Source organism: Streptomyces globisporus C-1027 (genome assembly GCF_000261345.2).
GTDB lineage: Bacteria > Actinomycetota > Actinomycetes > Streptomycetales > Streptomycetaceae > Streptomyces > Streptomyces pakalii.
On the sequence record NZ_CP013738.1, the window covers coordinates 7,308,825 to 7,327,336 of the forward strand.

Annotated in this window: 18 protein-coding genes; 14 read left to right on the plus strand and 4 right to left on the minus strand. The window is 71.7% G+C overall.

Annotated elements, in window-relative coordinates:
* Positions 1 to 55 precede the first annotated feature (55 nt).
* Positions 56 to 955, minus strand: a complete 900-nt coding sequence (locus WQO_RS32270) for a nitroreductase/quinone reductase family protein (protein WP_010059106.1) — start codon at positions 953 to 955, stop codon at positions 56 to 58.
* Between the two features lie 415 nt (positions 956 to 1,370).
* On the opposite strand from WQO_RS32270, the gene WQO_RS32275 reads away from it, so the two are divergent.
* Positions 1,371 to 1,670 (plus strand): DUF2087 domain-containing protein, encoded by a 300-nt coding sequence (locus WQO_RS32275; protein WP_050992284.1) that lies wholly within the window; start codon positions 1,371 to 1,373, stop codon positions 1,668 to 1,670.
* A gap of 39 nt (positions 1,671 to 1,709) precedes the next feature.
* Here WQO_RS32275 and WQO_RS32280 read toward each other — a convergent pair whose 3' ends face one another.
* Positions 1,710 to 2,543: an aldo/keto reductase gene (locus tag WQO_RS32280; RefSeq protein WP_010059108.1), complete on the minus strand. Its 834-nt coding sequence runs from the start codon at positions 2,541 to 2,543 to the stop codon at positions 1,710 to 1,712.
* A 228-nt stretch (positions 2,544 to 2,771) separates the two neighbouring features.
* Between WQO_RS32280 and WQO_RS32285 the strand changes: the two genes are divergently transcribed.
* Complete coding sequence (locus WQO_RS32285) at positions 2,772 to 4,067, plus strand: alpha/beta fold hydrolase (RefSeq protein ID WP_010059109.1); 1,296 nt, start codon at positions 2,772 to 2,774, stop codon at positions 4,065 to 4,067.
* Between the two features lie 60 nt (positions 4,068 to 4,127).
* On the opposite strand, the gene WQO_RS32290 is transcribed toward WQO_RS32285, so the two are convergent.
* Positions 4,128 to 4,700, minus strand: coding sequence for a rhodanese-like domain-containing protein (locus tag WQO_RS32290; RefSeq protein ID WP_010059110.1), 573 nt, complete (start codon positions 4,698 to 4,700; stop codon positions 4,128 to 4,130).
* Positions 4,701 to 4,773: 73 nt separating this feature from the next.
* On the opposite strand from WQO_RS32290, the gene WQO_RS32295 reads away from it, so the two are divergent.
* The 5 genes from WQO_RS32295 (at position 4,774) to WQO_RS32315 (ending at position 9,563) form a co-directional block, all read left to right on the plus strand.
* Positions 4,774 to 5,508: a PIG-L deacetylase family protein gene (locus tag WQO_RS32295; protein WP_029182150.1), complete on the plus strand. Its 735-nt coding sequence runs from the start codon at positions 4,774 to 4,776 to the stop codon at positions 5,506 to 5,508.
* A gap of 55 nt (positions 5,509 to 5,563) precedes the next feature.
* Positions 5,564 to 6,163: a helix-turn-helix domain-containing protein gene (locus WQO_RS32300; protein ID WP_010059114.1), complete on the plus strand. Its 600-nt coding sequence runs from the start codon at positions 5,564 to 5,566 to the stop codon at positions 6,161 to 6,163.
* Positions 6,164 to 6,292: 129 nt separating this feature from the next.
* Complete coding sequence (locus WQO_RS32305; protein WP_010059115.1) at positions 6,293 to 7,258, plus strand: NADPH:quinone oxidoreductase family protein; 966 nt, start codon at positions 6,293 to 6,295, stop codon at positions 7,256 to 7,258.
* A complete protein-coding gene (locus WQO_RS32310; RefSeq protein WP_010059116.1) occupies positions 7,255 to 8,448 on the plus strand; it encodes an acyl-CoA dehydrogenase family protein in 1,194 nt (397 codons plus the stop codon). Before WQO_RS32305 ends, WQO_RS32310 begins: the two co-directional genes overlap by 4 nt.
* Positions 8,445 to 9,563, plus strand: a complete 1,119-nt coding sequence (locus tag WQO_RS32315; protein WP_010059117.1) for an acyl-CoA dehydrogenase family protein — start codon at positions 8,445 to 8,447, stop codon at positions 9,561 to 9,563. Before WQO_RS32310 ends, WQO_RS32315 begins: the two co-directional genes overlap by 4 nt.
* A 73-nt stretch (positions 9,564 to 9,636) precedes the next feature.
* Here WQO_RS32315 and WQO_RS32320 read toward each other — a convergent pair whose 3' ends face one another.
* Positions 9,637 to 10,344, minus strand: coding sequence for a FadR/GntR family transcriptional regulator (locus tag WQO_RS32320; RefSeq protein ID WP_058954177.1), 708 nt, complete (start codon positions 10,342 to 10,344; stop codon positions 9,637 to 9,639).
* Positions 10,345 to 10,551: 207 nt separating this feature from the next.
* On the opposite strand from WQO_RS32320, the gene WQO_RS32325 reads away from it, so the two are divergent.
* From WQO_RS32325 to WQO_RS32355, 7 genes are all read left to right on the plus strand, one after another.
* Positions 10,552 to 11,790 (plus strand): aminotransferase class V-fold PLP-dependent enzyme, encoded by a 1,239-nt coding sequence (locus WQO_RS32325; RefSeq protein ID WP_010059119.1) that lies wholly within the window; start codon positions 10,552 to 10,554, stop codon positions 11,788 to 11,790.
* Positions 11,787 to 13,094: an ABC transporter substrate-binding protein gene (locus WQO_RS32330; RefSeq protein ID WP_010059120.1), complete on the plus strand. Its 1,308-nt coding sequence runs from the start codon at positions 11,787 to 11,789 to the stop codon at positions 13,092 to 13,094. The genes WQO_RS32325 and WQO_RS32330 overlap by 4 nt, the downstream gene beginning before the upstream one ends.
* Position 13,095: 1 nt before the next feature.
* Entirely contained in the window at positions 13,096 to 14,076 is a 981-nt protein-coding gene (locus tag WQO_RS32335; RefSeq protein WP_010059122.1) for a carbohydrate ABC transporter permease, read from the plus strand.
* Positions 14,073 to 14,909: a carbohydrate ABC transporter permease gene (locus tag WQO_RS32340; protein ID WP_010059124.1), complete on the plus strand. Its 837-nt coding sequence runs from the start codon at positions 14,073 to 14,075 to the stop codon at positions 14,907 to 14,909. The genes WQO_RS32335 and WQO_RS32340 overlap by 4 nt, the downstream gene beginning before the upstream one ends.
* A 118-nt stretch (positions 14,910 to 15,027) precedes the next feature.
* Positions 15,028 to 16,644, plus strand: coding sequence for an ABC transporter substrate-binding protein (locus tag WQO_RS32345; protein ID WP_010059126.1), 1,617 nt, complete (start codon positions 15,028 to 15,030; stop codon positions 16,642 to 16,644).
* 23 nt (positions 16,645 to 16,667) lie between these two features.
* Positions 16,668 to 17,633 (plus strand): ABC transporter permease, encoded by a 966-nt coding sequence (locus WQO_RS32350; RefSeq protein WP_010059127.1) that lies wholly within the window; start codon positions 16,668 to 16,670, stop codon positions 17,631 to 17,633.
* Positions 17,626 to 18,483, plus strand: a complete 858-nt coding sequence (locus tag WQO_RS32355; protein ID WP_010059128.1) for an ABC transporter permease — start codon at positions 17,626 to 17,628, stop codon at positions 18,481 to 18,483. The genes WQO_RS32350 and WQO_RS32355 overlap by 8 nt, the downstream gene beginning before the upstream one ends.
* The last annotated feature ends 29 nt before the right edge of the window (positions 18,484 to 18,512 follow it).

Below are 18,512 nucleotides of genomic sequence, written 5' to 3' on the forward strand. Positions count from 1 at the left end.
CCCCCGTCGTCACGCGTGTTTGAGCGAGTGCTCAACCCCCTCTGACGGTTCGTTCTCAGGCCGCGGCCGGGGGCCAGGGCACCTCCGCCAGGAGGGGCAGGATGTGCTCCTCCTCGTAGTCGAGGTGGGCGGTCAGCTCCTCGGTCATCCGGGCCAGTTCGGCACGGAAGCGGTCCGGTTCCGCGATGGCCACATCGGCCAGCAGGTCCGCGAGCGCCGACTGCACGGCCCCGATGGAGCGGTGCTCCACCCGTAGCCGGTCGAAGACGTCCCGCAGGTGGGGGTGGTAGCCCTCCATCGTGGGGAACATGTGCCCGTCCTCGGCCGTGTGGTGGAACTCCAGCGCCTGGCAGAACGCCAGACAGCGCTGCCGGATCTGCAGCCCGAGACCGGGGGCGGGCGGTTCGCCGTCGCCCCCGTGCCCGGCCCGCGCGGCGAAGTGCGCCTCGGTCTCCTCGTGCACGCGGCGGAGTTGGCCGCGCAGCCAGGTGTGCACCTCCACCAGCTTGTCGGCGAGCGAGGCGATCGGGGGAGCCGCCGCATCGGGGTCGGGAAGCTCCAGCACCACGACCGGCAGCACCCGGTCGGTGGCTTCCTGATACTCCGCGTACCCCGGCGCCTCGGCGGCGATCCGGGCGAAGAGCCCGTCGCGCAGGGCCCCTTCGGCGGGTACGGCGAGGGACTCGAATGCGTCACCGCCCAGCTCGACCCGCACGGTGGGATGGGCGAGGAGGTTGCGGTACCAGTCGGGGTGGAGCGGGGCGCCGAGGTTGGAGGCGACGACGAGGAGGCGGTGCCCGTCGCGGACATAGCCGAGCGGGGTGGTGTGCGGCTTCCCGGAGCGGGCGCCGGTGGTGGTGAGCAGGAGGAGGTCGGTGCCCTCGAAGGGGCCGCCGACCTTCCCCGTGTTGGCACGGAATTCGGTGATGACGGACTGCTGGAAGGTCTGGGGCATGGAGGTTCTGGGTCTCCCGGAAGGAATGCGGGCAGGGGAAGGCCCGGCGCGTCGCGGAGTGTCGGCCGCTGGGCGCGCGAAGGTCGGCGGGTTGCCGAGGACAGTGAGGCCCGAGGGCGGAGATGCTCAGATGCAGGGGGCGATGAAGGGACTCATGGCGTCATCCCTGGAAGAAGGTGCTGGCTTGACCGCCGGCCGGCCCAGATCTCTTTGGCCGACGTCACGCTGCACAGACAGCATCAGAACCCGATCCGCTCGTTCCTGTCAACGCGAGGGCGGGCAACGTCGACGCGAGGGCGGGCAACGGAAAGGCGGGCAGCGGAAAGGCGGGCAACGGAAAGGCGGGCAACGGAAAGGCGGGCAACGCCGCGAAAACGCGTTGCCCGCCCGGCGTATGCCTGCGACGCTTCCGGCCATGCCCACGGAACAACGGACTCTCGCGCCGCCGGCCCGGACCCCTCGTACGCACCCGGTGGAGGCCCTCTTCTCGCACGGCCGCCTCGTCGCGATCCCGCGCAAGGAGGCCCGCCGGGAGCAGCTGCTCGTGCACCTCGCCGACACGCTGTTCGAGCGGGAGCGCTCGTACACCGAGCGCGAGGTGAACGAGGCGCTCCTCACCGTCCACGAGGACTGCTCCGCCCTGCGCCGCTGTCTCGTCGTCGCCGGGCTGCTGGTCCGGCCCCGGGACGGCAGCAGCTACCGCCGAGGCCGCTGACCGGCAAAGGCGGTCGGCGCAACGGCCGACCGCCCGGAGTCAGTTGAGGGTGTCGGGGTCCGGTCCGGTGCGCATGCCCCGGTCCAGGGCGGCGACGGCGTCCAGGTCCGCGGCCGACAGCTCGAAGTCGAAGACGTCGATGTTCTGCCGGATCCGCTCGGGCGTGACCGACTTCGGGATCACGACGTTGCCGAGCTGGAGGTGCCAGCGCAGGACCACCTGGGCCGGGGACTTGCCGTGCCGCTCCGCGATGGAGACCAGGGCCTCCTCCTTGAGCAGAGCGCCCTGGGCCAGCGGGCTCCAGGCCTCGGTGGCGATGCCGTGCTCGGCGTGGAAGGCGCGCAGCTCGCTCTGCTGAAGGCCCGGGTGCAGCTCGATCTGGTTGACGGCGGGGACGAGCGTGCCCGTCTCCAGCACCCGGCTCAGGTGGGCGGGCTGGAAGTTGGAGACTCCGGCCACGCGGATCCGGCCGTCGGCGGCCAGCTTCTCCAGGGCGCGCCAGCTCTCCGGGTACAGGTCGTGGGCGGGTGTCGGCCAGTGGATCAGGTAGAGGTCCACGTGGTCCAGGCCGAGCTTGGCCAGGCTCGCGTCGAACGCGGCGAGCGTGGCCTCGTAGCCCTGGTCGGCGTTCCACAGCTTGGTCGTGACGAACAGCTCCTCGCGGGGGATCCCGGAGGCGGCCAGCGCCCGGCCCACCCCGACCTCGTTGCCGTAGATCGCCGCGGTGTCGATGGACCGGTAGCCGGCCTCCAGCGCGGCGGAGACGGCCGCGGTGGTCTCGTCGTCGGGCACCTGGAAGACGCCGAAGCCGAGCTGGGGGATGGTCACGCCGTTGTTGAGCGTGACGGTGGGAACGGTGGGGGCGGTGGACATGGGGGACCTTCCGTGGCGCGGTGCGCGCCTATATTAACGGCGTGCGACGTTTACTGGCGTCCACAATAGTTGCACACGCGGGCTATGGGTAAACGCGGGCAAGGTGTGGGCGGAGTCTCCCGGTCGGTGTCCGCCTGCGGGCATGCCCCCTTCGCCGGACCGGTGCGGTCATGTGCTGGACTGGCGCTTTCGCCCGGATCGGTCAGCACCCCGGATTCAGGAGTTCTTGTGAGCAGTTACCGGCAGCCCGGCGTCGTTCTCACCGACCGCCGCTTCACCGTGCCCCTCGACCACAGCGACCCCGGCGGCGAGCAGGTCGAGGTGTACGGCCGGGAAGCGGTCGCCGCCTCCCGGGCCGGCGAGGAACTGCCCTGGCTGGTCTATCTGGAGGGCGGCCCCGGCTTCGGCGCACGCCGCTTCGTCGGTACGGAGGCCTGGCTCGGCCGGGCCCTGCGCGAGTTCCGGGTGCTGCTCCTCGACCAGCGGGGGACCGGCCTCTCCACCCCGGCCAACCGGCAGACCCTGCCGCTGCGCGGCGGCCCGCGCGAGCAGGCCGACTACCTCGCCCACTTCCGCTCCGACTCCATCGTCGGCGACTGCGAGCTGATCCGGCCGCGGCTCACCGGCGGAGCGCCCTGGACGGTCCTCGGCCAGTCCTTCGGCGGCTTCTGCGCCGTCCGCTACCTCTCCGCCGCCCCGGAAGGGCTGAAGGAGGTCCTGATCACCGGCGGGCTGCCCTCGCTGGACGCGCACGCGGACGACGTCTACCGGGCCGCGTACCCCCGCATCGAGCGCAAGGTCGCCGCCCACTACGCCCGCTACCCGCAGGACGTCGAGCGCGCCCGCGCGATCGCCGCGTACCTCGCCGAGCACCGGCCCGAGAGCGCCGGACACCGGCTCACCCCCGAGGGCTTCCAGTCGCTCGGCATCCTGCTCGGCACCGGCAGCGGCAGCCACCAGCTCCACTACCTGCTGGAGAACGCGTTCGTCCGCACCCCGCACGGCACCGAACTCTCCGACACCTTCCAGGAAGCGATGCGCTCCGCCGCCTCCTTCGCCGGGCACCCGCTCTACGCCCTGCTGCACGAGGCCATCTACGGGCAGGGCGAGCGCGCCACGGACTGGGCCGCCGAGCGCGTACGGGGAGAGTTCCCGCAGTTCGACGCGGCGACCGCGCTCAAGGGCGACGGCCCCGTCCTCTTCACCGGCGAGACCATCCATCCCTGGCACTTCGACGTCGATCCGGCGCTGCGCCCGCTGCGCGAGACCGCCGAACTCCTCGCGCAGCGCACCGACTGGCCGGTGCTGTACGACCCCGAGCGGCTCGCCGCCAACGAGGTCCCGGTCGCGGCGGCCGTCTACCACGACGACATGTACGTCGACACCGCGGACTCGCTGCGCACGGCGTCGGCGATCCGGGGACTGCGGACCTGGGTGACGAACGAGTACGAGCACGACGGGGTCCGCGCGGGCGGCCCCCGCGTCCTGGACCGGCTGCTGTCCCTGGTGCGCGACGAGGCCTGACCCGGACGGGCCCCGCGCGCCCGCTTCGGGGCCGGTCGCGGACCGGCCGGCCCCGCCGGATCAGCGCTGGAGCTCCTCTAGCGTGGCGTCCAGGTCGCCGGCGGAACGCGGGGCCCGGTTGTGCGGCAGCTTCGAGAGGACCGCCGCCATGCCGCAGGTGTTGCTGAGCGCCGAGTAGACCAGGCCCGTGCCGACGCCCGCGGAGAGCCAGCGCGCCGCCGGGAAGCGGATGCCCACCACCAGCCCCGCCACCACCAGCGAGCCCGCCGCGAGCCGGACCTGCCGTTCCATGGCCCACGTGGTGCGCGCACCCTCGGGGCGGTCCAGGCCGCGGCCGTCACCCTCCCAGGCGGAGGTGCCGCCGGTCAGCGTCACGGCCTCGATGTCCGCGCCCGCGAGGATCTCGCAGGCCCGCGTGGACCGGACCCCGGAGGCGCACACCACCAGCAGCGAACCGCGCGCGGAGGCCGACTTCAGCGCGGGCAGCGCGTCCGGCAGCTTGTCGAGCGGGATGTTCAGGGCACCGGGGACATGCCCGGCGGCGTACTCGCCCGGAGCCCGTACGTCGATGACGGTGAACTCCTCCAGACGGGCGGCGGCCTGGGCGGGGGAGAGGGAAGCGGGGCTGGGCACGGGGCAGGTCCTTTCGTTCGGCCGGACTCCAGCGTCGCACGCCCGCCGCCGGAGCCGGGGGTAGCCTGCCCGTATGACGCCGCAGCGACTCCAGCCCATGCCCGGCGACTGGCAGCGTGCCCTGGCCGTGGTCGCCCACCCCGACGATCTGGAGTACGGGGTGGCCGCCGCCGTGGCCGAGTGGACCGATGGCGGCCGCGAGGTCGTCTACCTCCTCGCCAGCCGAGGCGAGGCCGGGATCGACACCCTGTCGCCCGAGGAGTGCGCACCGGTGCGCGAGCGGGAGCAGCGGGCGAGCGCCGCCGTCGTCGGCGTACGCACCGTGGAGTTCCTGGACCACCGCGACGGTGTCATCGAATACGGCACCGGGCTGCGCCGCGACATCGCCGCGGCCATCCGCCGGCACCGCCCCGAACTGGTCGTCACCCTCAACCACCGGGACACCTGGGGCGGGGTCGCCTGGAACACCCCCGACCACCGCGCCGTCGGGCGCGCCACCCTGGACGCCGTCGCCGACGCGGGCAACCGCTGGATCTTCCCGGAACTCGGCGAGCAGGGGCTCCAGCCGTGGGGCGGGGTGCGCTGGACCGCCGTGGCGGGCAGCGACCGGCCCACCCACGCGGTCGACGCGACGGCCGGCCTCGAACGCTCGGTCCGGTCCCTGCTGGAACACCGTACGTACATCGAGGCGCTGACCCAGGAGGACCCGGAGCGGTACTGCCGGACCTTCCTGACGGGCATGGTCGATGCCGCCGCCGAGCAGTTCGGCGGCCGGCCCGCGGTCACCTTCGAGGTCTTCGCCCACTGAGCCCGGCGGTTTCGGCCGTATTGACAAACCGGCTTGCCGATTCTGCAATGGCCCGATGAAGGAACACGACCGGGACGATCCGGAACTGGAATCCGTCCTCTCCGGCGTCGGCCCCCGACTGCGCCGGCTGCGCAAGGACCGCGGCGTCACCCTCGCCGCCCTGTCGGCCGCCACCGGCATCTCCGTCTCCACGCTCTCCCGGCTGGAGTCCGGCGGCCGTCGCCCCAGCCTCGAACTGATGCTGCCGATCGCCCGCGCCCACGAGGTGCCGCTCGACGACCTCGTGGGCGCCGCACCGGTCGGCGACCCCCGGGTGCGGGCCAAGCCGATCGTGCAGCACGGCCGGACCATGCTGCCGCTCACCGCCCGGCCGGGAGGCCTCCAGGCGTACAAGCTGATCCAGGAACCGGGCAGCGGCGGCCCGCCGGAGCAGCGCACGCACGAGGGGTACGAGTGGCTGTTCGTGCTCTCCGGGAAGCTGCGGCTGCTGCTGGCCGAACACGATCTCGTGCTGGAGCCGGGGGAGGCGGCCGAGTTCGACACCCGGCTGCCGCACTGGTTCGGCCCGGCCGACGACGAGAGGGTGGAGTTCCTCAGCCTCTTCGGCCCGCAGGGCGAGCGTATGCACGTACGGGCGAAGCCCAAGCGCGGCTGAGGCCCGAGGCGTCCCAGGGGCGGGGCCGGGGTGTTCCCAGATCGGCAAGCGACCGCTTAGTATGCGGCGCAGCAGTGGTAACGCCGACCGCTCCGGCGGTTGACGCCGACAGCGTTGTGGAGGCCCCTCATGCAGGCATGGCGAGTGCACCGGAACGGCGAGCCGGGCGAGGTGATGCGGCTGGAGGAGACGGACCGGCCGATGCCCGGCGACGGGCAGGTGCTCGTCGAGGTCCGCGCGGCGAACGTCAACTTCCCCGACGCCCTGCTCTGCCGGGGCCAGTACCAGGTGCGGCCGCCGCTGCCGTTCACTCCGGGCGTCGAGGTGTGCGGCACCACCGAGGACGGGCGGCGGGTCCTCGCCACCCCCGCCCTGCCCCACGGCGGCTTCGCCGACTACGTCGTCGCGGACGAGGCGGCCCTGCTGCCCGCCCCCGACGCCCTGGACGACGCCGAAGCGGCCGCCCTCCACATCGGCTACCAGACCGGCTGGTTCGGCCTGCACCGCCGCGCGCACCTCCAGCCCGGCGAGACCCTCCTCGTCCACGCGGCGGCCGGCGGCGTCGGCAGCGCCGCCGTCCAGCTCGGCAGGGCCGCGGGCGCGCAGGTCATCGGCGTCGTCGGCGGTCCCGACAAGGCGGCCGTCGCCCGCGAACTCGGCTGCGACCTGGTCATCGACCGGCGGAGCGAGGACATCGTCGCCGCCGTCAAGGAAGCCACCGGCGGGCGCGGCGCGGACGTCGTCTACGACCCGGTCGGCGGCGACGCGTACGCCAAGTCCACCAAGTGCGTCGCTTTCGAAGGGCGCATCCTCGTCGTCGGCTTCGCCAGCGGCGTCATCCCCACCCCGGCTCTCAACCACGCCCTGGTGAAGAACTACTCGGTCGTCGGACTGCACTGGGGCCTCTACAACACCAAGGATCCGGCCGCCGTCCGCGCCTGCCACGAGGAGCTGACCAAGCTCGCCGAACAGGGCATCGTCAAACCCCTGATCAGCGAGCGTGTCGCGATGGCCGGAGCCGCCGACGCCGTCCAGCGCGTCGCCGACGGCACCAGCACCGGCCGCATCGTCGTCCTGCCCGGAGGCGCCCGATGAGCCCCGCCGTGGACGCCGCCGAGGTCCGCCGCCGCACCCGCGAGCTGCTCGCCGCGCACCCGCCCGCCACCACCGGCCGCACCGACTTCCTGAAGGCCCGCTTCGACGCCGGCCTCGCCTGGGTCCACTACCCGGAGGGCCTCGGCGGGCTCGACGCGCCCCGCTCCCTCCAGCAGGTCGCCGACGCCGAACTCGCCGCCGCCGACGCGCCGGACAACGACCCGCGCCGCATCGGCATCGGCCTCGGTATGGCCGCGCCGACCATCCTCGGCTTCGGCACCGACGAGCAGAAGCGCCGCTTCCTTCGCCCGCTGTGGGTGGGGGAGGAGGTCTGGTGCCAGCTGTTCAGCGAGCCGGGCGCCGGATCCGACCTCGCGGCCCTGGCCACCCGGGCCGTGAGGGACGAGACCGGCGGCTGGATCGTCGACGGCCAGAAGGTCTGGACGTCCAGCGCCCACCTGGCCCGCTGGGCCATCCTCATCGCCCGCACCGACCCGGACCTGCCCAAGCACCGGGGCATCAGCTACTTCATCTGCGACATGACCGACCCCGGCGTCGAGGTCCGGCCGCTGCGCCAGATCACCGGCGAGGCCGAGTTCAACGAGGTCTTCCTCACCGGCGTGCGCATCCCCGACAGCCACCGGCTCGGGCCCGTCGGCGAGGGGTGGAAGGTCGCCCAGACCACCCTGATGAACGAGCGCGTCTCCATCGGCGGCTCCCGCATCCCGCGCGAGGGCGGCCTGATCGGCCCGGTCGCGACGACCTGGCGCGAACGCCCGGAGCTGCGCACCCCCGACACCCACCAGCGGCTGCTGACCCTCTGGGTCGAGGCCGAGGTCGCCCGGCTCACCGGTGAACGGCTGCGCCAGCAGCTCGTCGCCGGACAGCCCGGACCCGAGGGCTCGGGCATGAAGCTCGCCTTCGCCCGCCTCAACCAGGAGATCAGCGGCCTGGAGGTCGAACTCCTCGGCGACGAGGGCCTGTTGTACAGCGACTGGACCATGGTCCGCCCGGAGCTGGTCGACTTCACCGGACGCGACGCCGGGTACCGCTATCTGCGCTCCAAGGGCAACTCCATCGAGGGCGGCACCAGGGAGGTCCTGCTGAACATCGTGGCCGAACGGGTCCTCGGGCTGCCCGCCGAGCCCCGCAACGACAAGGACGTCGCCTGGAAGGACCTGAGCCGATGACCGCGCCCACCCAGCCCCCCGCCACCCCCGACCTGCTCTACTCGCAGGACGAGGAGGACCTCCGCTCCGCCGTGCGCGCCCTCCTCGCCGACCGGGCCGACGCGCCGACGGTGATCGCCGCCACCGAGTCCGACACGCCGTACGACCCGCGGCTGTGGTCCTCGCTGGCAGCCGGCATCGGCGCGGCCGGACTCCTCGTCCCCGAGAAGCTCGGCGGCCAGGGCGCATCCCATCGCGAGGCCGCCGTGGTCCTGGAGGAGCTGGGCCGCAGCGTCGCACCCGCCCCCTACCTGGCCAGCTCCGTCGTGGCCACCGAGACCCTGCTCGCGCTCGGTGCCGAGGACGGACCGGCCGCCGCGCTCCTCGGTGAACTGGCCTCCGGCGCGCGTACGGCCGTGCTCGCCGTGCCCTTCGCGACTCCGCCCGCCGGGGCGGGGCCGGTCCTCGCCGGGCTGGACGGAACGGTGCGGGGCGTCGCCGACGCGGCGGTCGCCGATGTCCTGCTGGTGCCGACCGCCGAAGGGCTGTACGCGGTCCAGGCCCCTGGTCCCGGTGTCACCGTCGAGGCGCTCGTCCCGCTCGACCTCACCCGCCCGCTCGCCGCCGTCACCCTGACCGGGGCGACCGGGACCCTGCTGGCCGACGCGGACGCCGGCGCCGCCGCCGTACGGCGCGGACTGCTCGCCGGGGCCGGACTGCTCGCCTCCGAACAGCTCGGGATCGCCGAGTGGTGTCTGACCGAGACCGTCCGCTACACCCGCGAACGCCACCAGTTCAACCGGCCGGTCGGATCGTTCCAGGCGCTCAAGCACCGGATGGCACAGCTCTGGCTGGAGGTCGTCTCGGCCCGCGCCGCCGCCCGCAACGCCGCCGACGCACTGGCCACCGGCAGCCCCGACGCCCCGCTCGCCGTCTCGGTGGCCCAGGCGTACTGCTCGGGCGTCGCCGTGCACGCCGCCGAGGAGTGCGTCCAGCTGCACGGCGGGATCGGCATGACCTGGGAGCACCCCGCGCACCTGTACCTCAAGCGGGCCAAGGCCGACTCGATCGCGTACGGCACGGCGGGCAGCCACCGCCAGGCCGTCGCGGAGCTGGCGGAACTTCCGGCGCCGTAGCGCCTCCGCCCGGATCGGCCGCGGAAGCCCGCCGCGTTTGTCGCGGCGGGCTTCCGGGGCCGTCCGCGTCTCCTCAGCCGGGCTCCTCCGTCGCCTCCTCGGTCACCGGAGGGCGGGTGGCGCTCAGCCAGCGCTCACTGCGGGCGATGTGCGCCGCCGCCGCGCTCGCCGCGGCGGCCGGATCGCGGTTCGCCAGAGCGGCGACGATCGCCCGGTGGTCCTCGTCGCCCGCGCGCTTGAACTCCGGGCCCTCCGGCAGCGCGAACACGCGGTAGTGCCGGGACCGGGACCGGAAGACCGTGAGCAGCGCCTCCATGGAGGGGCTGCCGCCGATGCGGGCGATCTCCGCGTGGAACCGGTGGTCGTAGTCGGCGAACTCCGCCGGGTCCTCACTGGCCTCGATCGTCTCCAGCCAGCCCTGGAGGGTCTCCAGCTCCTCCGGGGTGATCCGGGCGGCGGCCTGGGCCATCACGTGCGCCTCCAGCACGCGCCGGATCTCGAAGAGCTCCAACAGGCCGTCCAGGGGCAGCAGTTCGACGGTCAGGGACAGCCGCCCGAGCAGATCCTCCGGCCGCAGTGCCGAGACGTACGTCCCCGAGCCGTGCCGCGCCTCGGCCGCCCCCAGCGCCGCCAGCATCCGCACCGCCTCCCGCAGCGACCCCCGGGAGACGCCGAGCTCCTCGCAGAGGTCCGCTTCCGGTGGGAACCGCTGGCCGGCCGCGAGGCGGCCACTGGAGATCATCCGGCGCAGGCCGTGGAACGCCTTGTCGACTGCGGACATCGGGCCCTCTCTCCGTATCGGCCCGGTGTCATGCCGAGCAGGGCGCCAGTTTAGGCGAGTCGTTGTATGTCATCGCAACGTAACCACAAGTCATTGGATAACTTACGCCGAACTCTTGCCCACTGAGCGGGAGGAGGGCAGTATTCCGGCCAAGTCATCACACCTCTTCTCGTCCATGTCTGATGTCCTGCCGCTTCTGGGAGCTCTGTGCCCACCATCGACCTCGCCCCCGCGCCCCGGCCACTGGCCCTTCCCGACGGCCGCCCGGCCGCCGCCGCCTGGTCCCTCGATCCCACGGTCAAGCACCTGAACCACGGATCGTTCGGTGCTGTGCCGCTCGTGGCCCAGCGGGAGCAGGACCGCCAGCGCCGGCTGATGGAGGCGTCACCCGTGCAGTGGTTTCCCGCTCTGCCGGGGAAGATCGCGGCCGCGCGGAGCACGCTGGCCGGCTTCCTCGGAGTCGCGGTCGACGACCTCGCCCTCGTCCCCAACGCCAGCGCCGGTGCGAGCGTCGCCTACAACAGCCTTCCGGCCCGCCCCGGCGGGGAGGTGCTGGTCACCGATCACGGCTACGGCGCGGTCACCATGGGGGCCGAACGCCTCGCCCGGCGGTGGGGCGGCACCCTGCGTACCGCCCACGTTCCGCTCGACGGCGACGAGGACACCGCGTACGCGTGCGTGACCGCCGCGATCGGCGAGGCGACCGGGCTCGTCGTGATCGACCACATCACCTCGGCGACCGCCCGCTGGCTGCCCGTCGGGCGCATCGCCGCCGAAGCGCGCCGCCGAGGCATCCCCGTCCTCGTCGACGGAGCCCATGTGCCCGGGCTCGCGGCCGACCCCCTCGCCGGAGTCGACTGCGACATCTGGGTCGGCAACCTGCACAAGTTCGGCTGCGCCCCCCGGGGCACGGCGGCGCTGGTCGCGCGTACCGCCCTGCGCGACAGCCTCTTCCCCCTCATCGACTCCTGGGGTGCCCGCGACCCGTTCCCCCAACGGTTCGACACCCAGGGCACCGTGGACGCCACCAGCTATCTCGCGGCCTCCACCGCGCTCGACTTCGTGCGCGACACCTGGGGCTGGGACGCAGCCCGCACCTACATGGAGGAGCTGGCGGACTACGCGGAGCGGATCGTCGCCGACGCGTTCTCCGAACTCACCGGCGAGGACTGCCGCGTGGACGTCGGCATGCCCGTCGGCGCCCTGCGGCTCGTACGCCTTCCCGCCCCGCTCGCCGCCACCCACCCCGAGGCCGACGCGCTCCGCGACCGCGTGATGCGGGAGCTGGGCGTGGCGGCCGCGTTCACCAGCTTCGGCGGCGTCGGCTACCTGCGCCTGTCGACGCACGTGTACAACACGCCCGCCGACTTCGAGTACTTCGCCGAGCACTGCGTTCCCACACTCGGCGCCTGGTCCCGCAACGACTCCCACGGAGGACATCGATGAAACGCAGGAACACGGTCGTCGCTCTGGGCCTGGCCCTCGGACTGACGGCGACGGGCTGCTCCGCCATGGGCGGCGGATCCGCCGACGGAACGGTCACCCTGAACATGGTCGAGAGCCTGACAAACCCCGCGCGCACGGAACTGCTGCAGCGGCTCATCGGCGACTTCGAGGAGCAGAACCCGAAGATCAAGGTGAACCTGGTCTCGCCGCCGACCGCTCAGGCCGACCAGAAGATCCAGCAGATGCTGCAGTCCGGCAGCGGGGTCGACACCGTGGAGGTCAGGGACATCACGGTCGGCCCCTGGTCGAACAACAAGTGGCTCCACGACATGGGCCCGGACCTCAAGGGCTGGTCCGGCTGGCCCCAGCTCACCGAGAACGCCGCCGCTGCCGCCAAGGACGAAGAGGGCCGCACGTACTTCGTGCCGTACGGCTTCTACGGGCTCAGCCTCTTCTACCGGAAGGACCTCATAGCCGAGGCCGGGTACGACAAGCCGCCCGGCACCTGGGACGAACTCCTCCAGCAGGCGAGCGCCGTCCAGGACAAGGCCAAGCGGCGCTACGGCTACGCCTTCCGCGGCGGGCCCAACGCCGTCAGCAACGTCACCGCGGTCATCGAGGCGTACGTCGCCGACCGCATCGACCCCGCCGACGGCTACCGGCTGACCGACGGCAGCACGATCTTCTCCGCACCGGAGGCGGCCGAGGCGCTCAAGACGTACATCGAGATCTTCAAGAAGGCCGCGCCCCCGTCCTCCGTGGCCTGGGGCTACCCCGAAATGGTCGAGGGCTTCTCCAACGGATCCACGGCGTTCCTCCTCCAGGACCCCGAGGTGATCGCCACCCTGCGGAAGTCCAAGGCGATCAAGGAGGAGCAGTGGACCACCGCCCCGCTGCTCGCCGGCCCGGGCGGGAAGGCCGTACAGCCGCTGGCGACCGCGGGTTGGGGAGTGGCCAAGGGGAGCAAGCACAAGGCGCAGGCCGTGAAGCTGGTCGAGTTCCTGTCGGAGGGCGAGGCGTCGACCACGTTCGCTCAGGAGAACAGCCTCGTACCGATCCTGAAGGAGGCGGCCGAGGACTCCTTCTACAAGACCGGCCCCTGGGCCAGCTACGTCACGATGAACGAGAACCCGGACCGGTATCTCACCGCCACCCAGCCCCGGGACGTGCCGTGGTTCACCGAGTGGACGCAGAAGGCCGACGCGGACGTCCAGCGCGTCCTCCTCGGCAAGATGACGCAGGAACAGCTCCTCGCCGACTGGGACGCGTACTGGACCGCGAAGCGGAAGAGCGAGAAGAGCTGACATGCGCGCAGGTACGGCTCCACCGGCCCCCGAGAAGGTACGGCGACGCTCCGGGGGCCCGCGCCGGGCGCAGCCGGCGGACGGCGGGCGGCGCAAGCGGGAGTTCACGACGCGCAGAGGCCTGACCATCGCGGCGTTCATGATGCCCGCGGCTCTCTTCGTGGCGTTCTTCACCTACTACCCGATGGTCGCCGGCAGCCAGATGGCCTTCCGCCACTGGAACCTCTCCGACCTGACCGACACGTCCTTCGTCGGATTCGGCAACTTCAAGGCCGTCTTCGGCGATCCGCTGTGGGGCACCGTACTGAGCAACACCGCCCTCTGGGTGGTCGCCTCGATCGTCCCCCAGCTGGTCATCGGCTTCGCGCTGGCCCTGTGGCTGCGACGCCGCTTCCGGTTCCGCGGTCTCTACCAGGCGCTGATCTTCTTCCCCTGGGCGATCTCCGGCTTCCTGATCGGGATCCTGTTCCGCTGGATGTTCAACAGCGAGTTCGGCGTCGTCAACGACCTGCTGATGAAGGCGTCGCTGATCGACGAACCGGTGGCCTGGCTGGCCGACCCGAAGACGGCCATGGTCGCGATCATCGTCGCCAACATCTGGTACGGGGTCACCTTCTTCGCGATCATGATCCTCGCGGCGCTCCAGTCGATCCCCGACGAGATCTACGAAGCCGCCGCGCTCGACGGCGCCGGGAAGGTGCGCACCCTCTTCCAGATCACCATCCCCTACATCCGGGCGACGCTGGCTCTCACGGTGCTGCTGCGGGTGATCTGGATCTTCAACTTCCCGGACATCATCTTCGGCACCACGGGCGGCGGTCCGAACAACGAGACGCACATCGTCACCACCTGGATGATCACGATCATGCAGCAGGGCGACTACGGCAGGGCTTCCGCCCTCGGGCTGCTGATCGTCGCCGGGCTCCTGCTGTTCTCCGTCTTCTACCTCACGGCCACCAAAGAGAAGGGGGTGCGGCGGTGAACACCCGCGAGTCCCGGGCCGGCAGGACCGCGAGGATCGGCTTTCTCACGCTCTGGCTGATCTTCACGATCTTCCCGCTGTACTGGATCACCATCACGTCCTTCAAACCCGCCGGGGACATCTTCACCTTCCCCCTCGCCTACTGGCCCGAGGACTTCTCCCTGGAGAACTACTCCGGCCTGTTCGGCGCGTCCCAGTTCGGCACCTACCTCCTCAACAGCCTGGTCGTTTCGGCGGTGGCCGGGACCGTGGCGACCGTGATCTCGATGCTCTCGGCCTACGTACTCGCCCGGTTCGAGTTCCGGACCAAGACCGCGCTGCTGATGGCGGCCCTGGTCACCCAGATGATCCCCAGCTTCATCGCGTTGGGGCCGCTGTACCTGCTGATGACCGACCTGCGGCTCGTCGACAACCGAATGGGACTCGTCCTCGTCTACATCGCGGTCTGCATCCCGTTCTGCACGGTCATGCTCCGCGGGTTCTTCGCGAACATCCCGGACACCCTGGAGGAGGCGGCCATGATCGACGGCTGCTCACGGCTCGGCGCACTGTTCCGGGTGCTCCTGCCCGTGATGAAGCCGGGCATCGTGGCAGCCTTCATCTTCAACTTCGTCAACTGCTGGAACGAGCTCTTCCTGTCCGTCACGCTGATGAACAGCGACGACAACAAGACCGTGCCGACGGCTCTCAACGGCTTCATCTCCAGCTTCAACATCGACTGGGGTTCGATGTCCGCGGCCGCCGTCCTGACGATCCTCCCGACCATGGTGCTGTTCGCCTTCGCCAGCCGGCACATCGTGCAGGGCCTCACCGCGGGTGCGGTCAAGGGGTGACCCGGGCCGGGGCCGTCGCCGCCGCGATCACCGGTCGGAGAACTGCGGCGACGGAGCGTGCTGTTTAATTGCGTACTGCTCGCAATTACAGTCGATCTTGAACAGGGATGTGCAGAGTATGACGGCCCGATCCATACGGGTGGCGGTCGCCGCCACACTGGCGACCGCCCTGTCCCTGACCGCGGCGGCCTGCTCGAACCCGGACAGCGCCAAGAGCGGATCCGGGTCGGGCTCCACCTCGGCCGTCGTCGGCATCGCCTACGAGCCCGACAGCCTGAGCCCGCTCCTCGGCTACGGCAAGGACGGCAACTCCAAGATCTTCGACGGGCTGCTCGCCCTGGACGCGGACATGAAGCTCCGCCCCGCCCTCGCCGCCGAGCTCCCCGAGGTCAGCGCCGACGGCCTGACGTACACGTACAAGCTGCGCCAGGGCGTGAAGTTCAGCGACGGCAAGGCGTTCGGCGCCAAGGACGTCGTCTTCACCTACCGCACCATCCTCGACGAGAAGACCAACAACCCCTCCCGCACCGAGCTGGACGCCGTCAAGGACGTCACGGCGAAGGGCGAGGACACGGTCGTCTTCACGCTCAAGTACCCCTACGCGCCGTTCGCCCAGCGCACCGTCCTGCCCATCGCCCCCGAGCACATCGCGGGCAAGCAGGACGTCAACACCGGGGCCTTCACCACCAAGCCGGTCGGCACCGGGCCCTACGTCCTCACCAAGTGGTCCAAGGGCGAGAAGCTCAGCTTCACCGCCAACCCCGACTACTGGGGCGGCGCACCCGAGGTGAAGAAGTTCACCATGGCGATCATCAAGGACGACGACGTGCGCGCCACCCGGCTGCGCTCCGGCGACCTCGACGGCGCGATCCTGCCGCCCAACCTCGCCAAGGGCTTCGCCGACGACCAGGGCAAGAAGACCTACGCGGCGAACAGCTACGACTACCGCACGGTGACGCTCCCCACGAACAACAAGGTCGCGGGCGACACCGCCGTGCGCCGCGCCCTCGATGTGGCGGTCGACCGGCAGACCATGGTCGACGCCATCCTCAACGGCAGCGGCAAGCCCGCCTACGGCCCGGTCCCCACCGACAGCGAGTGGTTCACGAAGGGCACCGAGCGCGAGCACGACCTCGCGGCGGCGGAGAAGATCCTGGACGAGGCCGGATGGAAGCCCGGCAAGGACGGCGTCCGCGTCAAGGGCGGGGTACGCGCCACCTTCCCCCTCTGGTACCTCAGCGGTGACAAGCTCCGCCAGGAGCACGCCCTCGCCTACGCCTCTGACGCCAAGAAGGCGGGCATCGACATCCGCACCGAGGCCGGGACCTGGGAGGTCATCGAGCCCCGCATGAAGCACGACGCCGTGCTCGCGGGCGGCGGCTCCCCGGCCGACCCCGACTTCGACCAGTACACCCTGCTCAAGTCCTCCCTCGCGGGCGACGGCTTCAACAACATGGCCTGGTACGACAACAAGGCCGTCGACGCCGCGATCGAGGCCGGCCGCAGGAGCGGCGACAAGGCCGAGCGGAAGAAGGCGTACGACACCGTCCAGCGCGAGCTGGTGAAGAACCCGGGTTACACCTTCCTCACGCACATCGACCACCTCTACGTCGTCGACGACCGCTTCGGCGCCCTCACCACCCAGGTCGAGCCGCACGACCACGGGCTGGCCTCCGGCCCCTGGTGGAACGTCGAGAAGTGGTCCACCAAGAGCGCCGGGGGCTCGGAGAAGTGAGCCGTCGCCTCCCCTGGGGGCCGATGGCGCGGATGGCGGGACGGCGGGCCCTGTTCGCCGTTCCCGTCCTCGGCGTCGTCACCTTCGGCGTCTTCGCCGTCGCCGCCGCGTCCCCCTTCGATCCGGTCAAGGCCTACGCGGGAACCGCCGGGCTCACCGCGTCGCAGGAGAACCTCGACCAGCTGCGGGCCAACCTCGGCGTCGACCAGCCGCTCGTCGCCCGCTGGTGGGACTGGCTGACCTCCGCCCTCCGGGGCGACTTCGGCGACTCCAGCGTGATGCGCCAGCCCGTCGCCGACGTCATCGCGGAGCGCATGGGCTGGTCCGTGCTGCTCGCCGCCACCGCCTTCCTCGTCGCGATCCTGCTCGGCACCGGACTCGGCGTCCTCGCCGCCCGCAGGCCCGGCGGCTGGCTCGACCGGTGCGTCAGCTCCGTCGCGTACACCCTGGAAGCCGCCCCGGCCTTCTGGCTCGGGCTGCTCGCCATCTGGTTCTTCGCCCTGAAGCTCGACGTCCTTCCGGCCGGCGGACTCACCGACGCCGCCAGCGACGTCGTCACCTTCGGCCAGGTCGCATCCCACCTCGTGCTGCCCGCGGCGGTCCTCGGCATCTCGCAGCTGCCGTGGTTCTTCCTGTACGTACGCCAAGGGGTCGCCGACGCGCTGGCCGAGGACCCGGTCCGCGGCGCCCGGGCCCGGGGACTGAGCGAACGCACCGTGCTCCTCGGCCACGCCCTGCGCTCCGGGATGCTGCCGATGCTCACGCTCATCGGCTCCCGCGTCCCCGAACTCATCACCGGCGCCCTGCTCGTCGAGACGGTCTTCAGCTGGCCCGGCATCGCCGCCGCCACCGTCCAGGCCGCCACCTCGGTGGACTTCTCGCTGCTCGCCGCGCTCACGGTGCTCGCCACCGCCGCCGTCCTGCTCGGCAACCTGCTCTCCGACCTCCTCTACGGACTCGCCGACCCCCGGGTGGCCTTCGATGGCTGAGACCGCACTCGCCCGGCCGGGGCGCACCACCCGCCGCGTCCGGGTCGTCACCTCGGCGGTGATCGTCACCGCCGTCGCGCTCGCCGTCCTCGTCGTGCCGCCGCTGGCCCAGCTCGACCAGCAGGCCGTCGACCTGGCCAACAAGCTCGACCCGCCGTCCCTCGCCCACCCGTTCGGCACCGACGACGTCGGCCGCGACCTCCTGCTGCGCTGCGTCTACGGGCTGCGCGTCTCCCTGCTCGTGGGCCTGGTCGCCGCCCTCACCGCCACCGTCATCGGCACCGCGATCGGCGCGCTCGCCGGGGCGTTCGGCGGCTGGACGGACCGGGTCGTGATGCGCGTCGTGGACGCTCTGTCCTCCATCCCGCACCTGCTGCTCGGCATCTTCATCGTCGCGATGTTCCGGCCCGGCGTCTGGCCGGTGATCGTCTCGGTCGCCCTGACGCACTGGATCTCCACCGCCCGGATCGTCCGCTCCGAGGTGCTCTCGCTGCGCTCGCGCCCCTTCATCGACGCGGCCGTCTCCGGCGGCGCCTCCCGCACCCGGGTCATCGTCCGCCACCTCCTGCCCGGCGTGCTGCCGCAGGCGGGCCTGGCGGCGGTGCTGATGGTGCCGCACGCCATGTGGCACGAGTCCGCGCTGTCCTTCCTCGGGCTCGGCCTCCCGGCACACCAGGCGAGCCTCGGCAACCTCGTCCAGTCCGCGCGCGGTTCGCTGCTCGCGGGGGACTGGTGGCCGACCCTCTTCCCCGGCCTCTTCCTGATCATCCCGACCCTCGCGCTCGCGGGACTCGCCGGAGCCTGGCGCGACCGGATCAACCCGCGCCGGAAATCGGAGCTGATGCTGTGACCGCCGAGCCCCCTGTCCTGGACGTCCGG